The sequence below is a fragment of the Candidatus Effluviviaceae Genus V sp. genome (genome assembly GCA_014728125.1).
Lineage (GTDB): Bacteria > Joyebacterota > Joyebacteria > Joyebacterales > Joyebacteraceae > WJMD01.
Genome location: WJMD01000121.1, coordinates 1 through 9,381, shown reverse-complemented (window position 1 = coordinate 9,381; position 9,381 = coordinate 1). Strand labels below are relative to the sequence as shown.

The window sequence follows — 9,381 nt, the reverse complement described above, 5'->3', positions numbered from 1 at the left end:
GTTCCCAGCGTCACGCACTTGGTCGCCGCCTGGAGCCTGTTGTAGACATCCGGGAGCCTGAGAAGCCCGAGCGCGCCGACGAGGTCGAAGAACACGCCGACGGATATGAGAATGACCGCCGCGATGCTCTGGCTACTCATCGAATCCCCTCCCCTCCAGGTACTTCGCAAGCGCGAGCGTTCCTATGAACGCAAGAAGCGCCCACGCTATGGCAACGTTCAGGTAGAAGTCCTGGCCCGTCAGAATGCCGAAGATGCCGCAGATCCCGACCACCATGACACCGATCGTATCGATCGCCACCGCGCGGTCCGGCGGCGTCGGTCCCATCGCCACCCTGAAGAGGCACAGGAAGCAGCCGATAATGAGCAGGAGCAGGAACGTCATCATCAGTCGAAAACCCTCCTCAAGGTCGTCTCGAACCGTCCGGCGATATCGCGGGTCATCGCCTCGGTGTCCTCGAGGTCCTCGTGCACGTTGATCCAGTGGATGTAGAGCCAGTCACCGATGACGTCCACGGTCAGCGTGCCCGGCGTCAGTGTGATCGAGTTCGCAAGGAACGTCTTGGCCTCGTCGCTCTTCAATGTCGTCCGGATCTTCACGATGCCCGGCCTGATGGGGAGGTTCGGGTGGATCACGCGGTAGAGCACGTCGAAGTTCGCGACGATCACCCAGAAGCCCAGCGTGATCATGTGCAGGATGCCCCAGAACCACCGGGTCGGGCTGAAGAGCCGCTCCGCGCGCTGAGGCAGGAGCCCGGAGAGCATGATCGCGAACAGAAGCGCGATCACGGCGCCCACGACGACGCCCTGCCAGTCGAGCGACCAGGTCAGAAGCATCCAGAGGACAAAGATGATGACCAGATCGAGGAGCCTACGCTTCACGGTATCCATCGATGCTCCTTCCCCCTACCCGAGGACCAGCTTGATGTACTCGGCGCCGTTCAGAAGTGCGTCCCGGGCCGGCTCGAGGATCCGGTACCCGACGACCGGATAGAGAAGCCCGAACCCGACGCAGACGACGGCGAGAACAACGAGGGGAACATACATGACGGCCGGGACCTCGCGCGCCTTCTCGACCGCGCTCTTGATCCCGCCGAAGATGACCTCACGCTGTACCTTCACGTAGTACGCGAGCGTCACGAACGCCATGGCGATGGCGATCCCGCCGACCGCGTAGTGACCGGCCTGGAGCGTCGCGACGAGAATGACCAGCTTGCTCCAGAAGCCGGAGAACGGCGGCACGCCGGCGATCGAGAGCGCGGCCAGGTTGGTCGTGGCTCCCGTGATCGGCATCTTCTCGCGGACGCCGCCGAGCTGTTTCATGTCCCTCGTGCCGGTGGCGTGCTGGATGGCGCCCGACGAGAGGAACAGGAGCGACTTGAACGCCGCGTGGTTGATGAGATGGAAGAGTCCGCCGAGGATGGCGAGCGCGGCCAGCGACCTCATGCCGCCGGTCGCCAGCACCCGGGCCCCGACACCCAGTCCGAGGGTCACGTAGCCGATCTGTCCGATGGAGCTGTAGGCCAGAAGCCGCTTGAAGTCCCACTGTCCGATCGCGAGCAGACCGCCGACCACGATCGAGAGCACCGAGAAGGCGATCATCCCGTTCGCGATGATGAGCGAGCCCGGCAGGTCGGGCGAGAACCCGAAGACGTGGAAGAAGACGCGACACATCGCGTAGACGCCGAGGCTCTTGATCACGACGCCCGAGAGCATGGCCGAGATCGGCGCGGGGGCCGACGGGTGCGCGTCGGGCAGCCACGCGTGGAACGGCACGAGGGCGGCCTTCAGCGAGAAGCCCATCATGAACATCGCGGCGGCCAGAAGGAGCGCCGGGTTCATCTCACGTCCGAACCGGAGCGAGATCTCACGCGCTACGTCGGCCATGTTGAGCGAGCCCGTCACGGCGTAGACCGTGCCGACCGCAAAGAGAATCATGACGGATGCCACGCTGCCGAGGATGAGATACTTGAATCCCGCCTCGAGCTCGTCGGCGTCGGTGCCGAACGCGACGAGAGCGTACGACGCGATCGAGGCGATCTCCAGGAAGACGAAGAGGTTGAAGAGGTCCCCGGAGAGCACCACCCCGTTCATCCCCGCCACCATCAGCATGAAGAGCGAGTAGTACTTGGGAAGCCCCGTGTAGGCCTTCATGTACTTCAGGGAGAAGAGCACGGCCAGGAAGCCGACCACGTTGATCGCGATGAGAAGCAGGACGGAGAGTCCGTCCGACACCATCGCGATACCGACGGGCGGCGCCCAGCCTCCCATGTGGTGGACGACCGCGGGGGCCCCGATCGACATGATCGACATGATTCCGAGGAGCGCGGTCCCGCCCGTGGCCAGAACCTCGCCGCTCGTCTTCCACCATCTCCCGAGAAGGGGGATGAGGAAGGCCATGCCGAGCGGGATCGCAACAAACAGTGGCACCAGGTTCATCGGTTATCCCCTCAGCTTGCTGATCGCGGACATGTCAAACGTGCCGTGCTTCTCGTAGAGCCGCACGCACATCGAGACCATGAGGGCCAGAACGCCGAGCCCGATGACGATCGATGTGAGAACGAGCGCCTGGGGAAGCGGGTCGACGAACCGCTCGAGCACGCCCTCGCTCATGCCGGGCTCCACCACCGGCGCCACCCCGCCCGTCTTGTACCCGACGACGATGATGTAGAGGTTCACGGCGTAGTCCATGATGACGATGCCGAGGACCTTCTTGACGATGTTCTTTTTGGCGACGAGGCAGTAGAGCCCCATCGTCATGAGCACCAGGCACAGGAAGTAGACCATCATGTCAGTTCCTCCTCGATCACAGCCCTGAAGGAACGACGCCTGAAGATGGCGAGCGCCGAGAAGGCCAGGAAGAGCGAGCTCCCCACCTTGAAGGCGATGGCGATGTTGGCCGGGAGGATCATGCCGGAAGAGAAGAGCCGGAACGCCTCGCCTCTGGGCAGCGTGTTCATGAAGAAGTAGCCCGCCGTCATGCCGACCCAGCCGAGAAGCAGGAAGACCAGAGCTCCCGCCGAGTCCAGGAAGTGCGCCGTGTGCTCACCGAGCTTCGAGAACGCGACCTCCTTGCCGTGCGCCAGCATCAGGAGGATGAAGCCGCACGCGATGATGACGCCGCCCGCGAAGCCGCCGCCGGGCGTCAGGTGGCCGTAGAGGACGATGTACGTCCCGAAGACGACAATGAACCCGACCACGAAGTCAGTGATGGTCCGGACGATCAGGGTCATCCCCTTCATGCCGTCGCCACCTCCCTCCTTGTGACCTTCCCGTCGCGCCTCAGAAGCGCCAGCGCGCCGATGATCGACGTGAAGAGCACCGTCGCCTCACCGATCGTGTCGTACGCCCTGAAGTCCAGGATGACCGACGTCACGATGTTCGCGGCGTAGGTCGCGGGAAGGCCGGTCTGAACGTAGACCTTCGATACGCGCATCAGCGGCTCGCCGAACGCCGGGAACCCCTCGGACGCGAAGATCATCGCCCCGAAACCGAGCAGCAGGCCGAAGAAGATGAGCGACGATACGACTGCCAGTGTGTCGCGGTGTGTCTCGATCGCCGTGTTGTCGATCAGGATCGTGCCTCGGATCAGGATGATCAGCACGAGAACCTCGACGACAAGCTGCGTGATCGCGATGTCGGGCGCCCCGAGGAACAGGAACGCGACCGACAGAGCGAAACCGACGGCGCTGACCGAGATGACCGCCGACAACAGGTTCCTCGTCTCGATCGCGATGATCGAGCCGACGATCATGAACACGAGGAGCGCGTACAGCGGTGGTGTGATGCTCTCCATGGATCCCTCTCTCGCCTGTCCGGCGCAAGTCCTGTCGGACCCGTGCGCGCCGCCGGTCGACTCCGTCCGACAGCGCCTCTACGCGGCGCGGGCCCTAGCGCCCGGTGACCAGTTCTCTCAAGAGCATGCTCAGAAGCGCGAACACGAGCGCGCCGAGGCCGATGACGGCCCACGCGAGGTACGTCGACAGAATGCCGTTGTGGATGAACCGGAGTCCCTGAACGAAGACGTTGCCGATCCGTCCGCCGACCTCGTAGACGTCGAACACCCGCTGCTCCGCGTTCGCGAAGAAGCCCCTGAGTCCAGCGTTCTCCTTGATCGTATTGTAGAACCCCGTGCCCGCGACGTGCATCGAGTCCATGTTGGCGGGCGGGGTCGTGCCCCCGATGAAGACATGCCCCGTGCGCCGCTTCGTGAAGCGCCCGGCGAGATAGATGAGGAAGCCGATCACGAGGCCGAGCAGGATGAGCCCTGTCGCCGTCGTGGGCTCCCAGAACCCGAGGCCGATGTCGACCTGCCCCGAGGCCCTCGCGCCGACCACGTTGTGGACGATCGGGTTGATGTAGGTGCTGATCGGGTAGACGGCGAAGACGCCGAAGATGATCGAGAGGAGCGCGAGAACGACCATCGGGATGGTCATGAAGGCGTTCGCCTCCCTGACCGACGACAGGTTGCTCGGGCGCTGCCCGAGGAAGCCGGAGTAGAGCACCTTGACGAACGAGGCCAGGGTCAGCGCGCTCCCGAAGAGCGCGGCGATCAGGAAGATCCAGTAACCCTGGAATCCCCTCGATCCGAGCTCGACGAGCCCCGTGTAGACCATCCATTTCGAGACGAACCCGTTCATCGGCGGAATGCCCGAAATCGCGAGCGCTGAGACCATGGTCGCGAAGAACGTGATCGGCATCGCGCGCGCCAGGCCTCCGAGCTTGGCGATCTCCGTCGTCCCGGCCTGCTTCTCGAGCGACCCGGCGCCCAGGAAGAGGCAGGTCTTGTAGATGGCGTTGTTGAGCATATGGAAGAGCCCGCCCGCGATGGCGATCGGAATGCCCGTCCCGATGCCGAGCACCATGTACCCGACCTGGCTGACCGCGTGATACGAGAGCAGCACCTTCAGGTCGTGCTGGACGAGCGCCATCATCACGGCCCCGATGATGGTGACCGCTCCGATGATCATGAGAACGAGCGACATCGAGGGCCCGATCGAGAAAATGTGGAGCGAGAGCCGCGCCAGCAGGTAGATGCCGAGGAGCTTGTCGATCGACGCCGGCAGGATGGCCATCACCGGGGTCGGCGCGCCCTTGGCGATCGCCGGGACCCAGGTGTGGAACGGCATCGCGCCGGCCTTCGTGATGGCGCCGACCATCATGAGCAGGTAGATGGTGATGGTCGGAGCGTCGCCGACGAAGATCGAGAGCTCGTTCATCGAGAGCGTACCGTATCGCGCCCAGATGTAAGCGACGCCTATGAAGAGCGCCGCATCCGAGAGGCCCAGCAGCACGAAGCTCTTGCCCGCGCCCTCCGACGCTTCGTCCTTGTCCTTGCCGAGGTTGACGAGCATGAAGAGGACCGCGGTCAGCGCCTCCCAGAACATGAGCAATATAAGGAGGCTGTTCGAGAGAGCCGCCCCCACGCTCGCCGCCACAGCCCACAGGAGGAGCGCGTAGAAGCGCCTGCCGTCGATCTCGTCGCTCTTCCAGTTCATCCAGCCGATCGAGTAGAGACCCACGCCGAGCCCGAAGAGCCCTATGAAGAGGATGACGAAGGAGCTGAACTGGTTCAGGAGCAGGTCGAACTGGACCGTCAGGCTCCCGAGCGTGACCCAGTCCTTCGTGTAGGCGATGTCACCGGCCCCGAAGAGCTGGACGGCCTCGACGAAGGCCCACGTCAGGGCTCCGAGCGCGATCGCCTCCCTGACGACCCGAACGCGTCTCGGGATGAGGAAGCAGAGTCCTCCCGCGATCGCCGGCACAACGATGGGATAGAGAATCTGTGGCATTGAGCTTCCCCCGGACCTCTAGAGATGCTTCCGGATCTCTTCCGTCTTCTGGTGGCTGAGCCTGAGAAGCTCCTTGTAGTCCAGGAGCCGCTCGCCGTGCGAGTCCATGACCGCCATCCGCTCCGTACAGCTGTAGCACGGGTCGATGATGGCGAAGATGAGCACCGCGTCCGAGATCGTCTCGCCCTTCACTCTCGGACGGAACGACGGGATGTTGTTGAAGGTCGGAGCTCTCATCTTGTGGCGCTCGGGCATGTTGGTACCGTTCGAACGGATGTAGTGGAAGCACTCGCCCCTCGGCGCCTCGACGTGGCCGATCCCCTCACCCCTCGGGACCTCTCGGACCTCGGCCGCGATCGGACCGTCGGGGAGCTTGTTGATGCACTGCTTGATGATCTTGACGGCTTCCTTCATCTCCAGCAGCCTGACCACGGCGACCGCCAGACAGTCGCATCCGTCCTGCACGATGACGTCCCAGTCGACCTCGGAGTACGCGCCGTACGGCTCGTCTCGTCGGATGTCCACATCGAAGGCCGAGCCTCTGGCGGTCGGCCCGAGGGTTCCGTAGGCAATGGCGTCCTCCTTCGTGAGGATGCCGACGCCCTTCAGGCGCCCGAGGATGACCGGGTCGTCGAGGATGGCGTTCGTCAGGAGGTCGACCTGCGCGTCGAACTCGTCCATCGCCTTCAGCACCATCGGCCAGACCTCATCCGCCACGTCCCTGCGCACGCCGCCCGGCCGGTACCACGCGTAGTGGTTCCGGTTGCCCGTGATGGCCTCGAGGCAGTCGAGAATGGGCTCGCGGTACTTCCAGCCCCACATGTAGACGGTCCAGTAGCCGATGATGTGGCCTCCCAGACCCACCCACAGCATGTGGCTGTGGAGCCGCTCGAGCTCGTGAACGATGGTCCGGAGGTACCGGGCGCGGTCGGGCACCTCGACGCCGGCGATGTCCTCGACGGCGAGGGAGGTCGCCCAGCTGTGCGACGCGGAACAGATGCCGCAGATGCGCTCCACGAGGAAGCAGTCCTGGTCGTACGTCTTCTCCTGCGCGAGAAGCTCCATCCCGCGATGGACACGACCGAGATCGATGTCGGCACCGACGACGGTCTCGCCCTCGACGTTCAGCGTGATGTACTCCGGCTCCTCGAGCACGGGGTGAAACGGTCCGATCGGTATGATTGTGCTCACTGTTCGTCTCTCCTCATCGGATGGAAGTCGGCGGGCCGATCGTGCGAGGAGAGGATCTTCCTCGGATCGGGATGCCCGACGAACTCGACCCCGAGAAAATCGAATATCTCCCGCTCGATGAAGTCGGCGGCGGGATAGTACGGGGTGAGAGACTCGATCTTGGGGAACGGCTTCGAGAGGAGCGTTCTGATGTTCACCACCGAGCCGTCCCGGTCTATCGCAAAGTGATAGAGGAGCTCCACCCCCGTCGGCTTGTCCGAGCCCGACGCCGTCGTCAACCTCCCACTCTCCTCTTCATACATGTGCCGTGTGACCGGTATCCAGTCCTCGTTCGAGACCGTGACGTAGTACCGGCGGTCCGAGCGCTCGTAGACGTCGACCCGGTCGCCGAACTGCGTCCTGAGGTTCTCGATCACGCGCTTGCTCATCTCATGCTCCCGAAGGAAGGTGCTCATCCGGACGGACCCCCGCCCGGTCGTTTCTCTACAGCGTTCCCAACACCTTGACGATGCCGTCGATGATCGCCTCGGGCCTCGGCGGACAGCCCGGGATGTAGGCGTCGACCGGTATCAGCTTGTCGACAGGGCCGGCGAAGTTGTTGCCGTCCTTGAAGATGCCGCCGGTGCAGCCGCAGGCGCCCAGCGCCACGACCACGACCGGTTTCGGCGCCTGCTCGTAGGTCTCGACGACCTGCGGGGCGATCTTCCGGGTGACGATCCCCGATACGAGAAGGACGTCCGCGTGCTTGACGCTCCCGACCAGCTTGATGCCGAAGCGCTCCACGTCGAACTTGGGGCAGAGGCAGTCGAGGACCTCAATGTCGCAGTTGTTGCAGGCCCCTGCGTTCAGGTGGAACACCCACAGCGATTTCTTCAGACCCCACTTCGTTGCGCCCATCTCGTCACTCCGTCGAAGGTTCTAGAGCCCCACAAGCGCCAGGATCATCCCGATGATCGCGAGGACCGTCACCGGCCCCCAGAAGAAGCGGACCGCCTGATCGATCCGCACTCGCGGGTTCGTGTTCTTGATGAGAACGATGATCGTCACGATCAGGACGTACTTGAGGATCGTCCAGAGAAGACCCCACCCCGTGACGTCGACGCCGCCCCAGAAGATCGTGATGAAGAGGACGGGCAGCGTGAAGAGCATCATCGCCTGCGTCAGTTTGACGACGGCGAGCGCTGCGCCCGAGTACTCCATGTGCGTGCCGTCCATCAGCTCGGTCTCGGCCTCGGGGATGTCGAACGGCGGGTAGGTCAGCTTCGCCTGGGCGCAGAGGATCGCAACGATGAAAGCGATGATCCCCGACGCGCTGGCGATGACCGATCCCGATGCCTGCTGGGATGCGACGATGCCCTCCAGACGGAGCGTCATCGGGTCGACGTGCGTCACGGCCGTGAAGATGGCTATGACGAACGGGAGCTCGTAGGCCAGGATCAGCTTCATCTCCCGACTCGCTCCGACGCTGGCCAGCGGATTTGACGAGGCCGACGCGCCGATGATCATGCCGAGCGAGGGGATGGTCAGGAGGTAGATGACGACGATGAGGTCGCCGAGGAAGTTCGTGCCGTAGAGATTGGCCATCCAGAGCATCGTCGATACGAGCGTCACCGCCGCGAGGCCCGCCAGCGGCGCCAGCAGGAACCCGGTGGCCCTGGCGCCCTCGGGGATGACGATCTCCTTCCCGATCAGCTTGAGCATGTCGGCGAAGGGCTGATACCAGGGAGGGCCCACCCTCCACTGCACACGGGCGGAGACCTTCCTGTCGACCCAGGTGGTCAAAAGGCCGATGATGGCCGTGAACACCAGCCCCGGGAAGATCAGGAAGTTCACAACCATGCCGAGTGTCGATGCCATCCTGTTCCCTCTCTCGTTCCGGTTCCGTCAGGCCGCGGTCCGGTCGCTTCTCGGGACGTCTACCTCCGCCGTCTCACCGTCTTCTCGACCGTACGACCGCCGCGCATCGGACGACCGCGCTGGGCTTCGATGTCGCTGATATCCTCGAAGGTGCGCGCCCCGGACACGCAGGTCCCGGCGCACATCGTGTCCTTGCCGTCGAGCGTGCGGAAGTAGCAGAGGTCGCACTTGTCGAAGGTGTGCCGCGTGTTGACGAGATCGATCGCGCCGAACGGGCAGGCGTGGGCGCACGACTGGCACCCGCTACACTTGATGTTGCTTCGGATGACGAGCCCGTCGTCACGGCGCTTGATCGCCTCCTGCGGGCACGCGGCCTCACAGAGCGGCTGTTCGCAGTGCCGGCAGTTCATCTGCAGCACGATGTTCGTGAGGACCGACGCCGCCTCGAGCTGGTTCTGGAAGTTGTGCGAGTAGTAGCAGGCGGCCAGACAGCTCTTGCAGCTGATGCATCGCCCGTAGTCCAGGACGTTCCTCTTGTTCAT

The 9,381-nt window shown here is 63.9% G+C and carries 13 protein-coding genes; all 13 read right to left on the bottom strand.

The window, feature by feature from the left end:
- The coding region (locus GF405_07530; GenBank protein ID MBD3368007.1) for a Na+/H+ antiporter subunit G at nt 1–140 on the bottom strand (140 nt) is incomplete at its 3' end.
- A complete protein-coding gene (locus GF405_07525; protein ID MBD3368006.1) occupies nt 133–387 on the bottom strand; it encodes a cation:proton antiporter in 255 nt (84 codons plus the stop codon). The genes GF405_07525 and GF405_07530, both read right to left, overlap by 8 nt.
- Nucleotides 387–890: a hypothetical protein gene (locus tag GF405_07520; GenBank protein ID MBD3368005.1), complete on the bottom strand. Its 504-nt coding sequence runs from the start codon at nt 888–890 to the stop codon at nt 387–389. Before GF405_07520 ends, GF405_07525 begins: the two co-directional genes overlap by 1 nt.
- 15 nt (nt 891–905) lie before the next feature.
- The gene (locus GF405_07515; protein ID MBD3368004.1) at nt 906–2,438 is read right to left on the bottom strand and encodes an NADH/ubiquinone/plastoquinone (complex I); all 1,533 of its coding nucleotides are present in this window, start codon (nt 2,436–2,438) and stop codon (nt 906–908) included.
- Nucleotides 2,439–2,441: 3 nt separating this feature from the next.
- Nucleotides 2,442–2,786 carry a cation:proton antiporter gene (locus GF405_07510; GenBank protein MBD3368003.1) on the bottom strand — a complete coding sequence of 115 codons (345 nt, stop codon included), beginning with the start codon at nt 2,784–2,786 and terminating at the stop codon, nt 2,442–2,444.
- Nucleotides 2,786–3,241, bottom strand: coding sequence for a hypothetical protein (locus GF405_07505; GenBank protein MBD3368002.1), 456 nt, complete (start codon nt 3,239–3,241; stop codon nt 2,786–2,788). Before GF405_07505 ends, GF405_07510 begins: the two co-directional genes overlap by 1 nt.
- On the bottom strand, nt 3,238–3,795 hold the full coding sequence (locus GF405_07500) for a DUF4040 domain-containing protein (GenBank protein MBD3368001.1): 558 nt from the start codon (nt 3,793–3,795) through the stop codon (nt 3,238–3,240). The genes GF405_07505 and GF405_07500 overlap by 4 nt, the downstream gene beginning before the upstream one ends.
- A 94-nt stretch (nt 3,796–3,889) precedes the next feature.
- Nucleotides 3,890–5,791 (bottom strand): hypothetical protein, encoded by a 1,902-nt coding sequence (locus GF405_07495; GenBank protein ID MBD3368000.1) that lies wholly within the window; start codon nt 5,789–5,791, stop codon nt 3,890–3,892.
- An 18-nt stretch (nt 5,792–5,809) separates the two neighbouring features.
- Nucleotides 5,810–6,982 carry an NADH:ubiquinone oxidoreductase gene (locus GF405_07490; GenBank protein MBD3367999.1) on the bottom strand — a complete coding sequence of 391 codons (1,173 nt, stop codon included), beginning with the start codon at nt 6,980–6,982 and terminating at the stop codon, nt 5,810–5,812.
- Entirely contained in the window at nt 6,979–7,437 is a 459-nt protein-coding gene (locus GF405_07485; protein ID MBD3367998.1) for a hypothetical protein, read from the bottom strand. The genes GF405_07490 and GF405_07485 overlap by 4 nt, the downstream gene beginning before the upstream one ends.
- 28 nt (nt 7,438–7,465) lie before the next feature.
- Nucleotides 7,466–7,879: an NADH-quinone oxidoreductase subunit NuoB gene (nuoB, locus tag GF405_07480; protein ID MBD3367997.1), complete on the bottom strand. Its 414-nt coding sequence runs from the start codon at nt 7,877–7,879 to the stop codon at nt 7,466–7,468.
- Nucleotides 7,880–7,900: 21 nt separating this feature from the next.
- Nucleotides 7,901–8,839 (bottom strand): hypothetical protein, encoded by a 939-nt coding sequence (locus GF405_07475; protein MBD3367996.1) that lies wholly within the window; start codon nt 8,837–8,839, stop codon nt 7,901–7,903.
- 59 nt (nt 8,840–8,898) lie between these two features.
- Nucleotides 8,899–9,381 carry a hypothetical protein gene (locus GF405_07470; GenBank protein MBD3367995.1) on the bottom strand — a complete coding sequence of 161 codons (483 nt, stop codon included), beginning with the start codon at nt 9,379–9,381 and terminating at the stop codon, nt 8,899–8,901.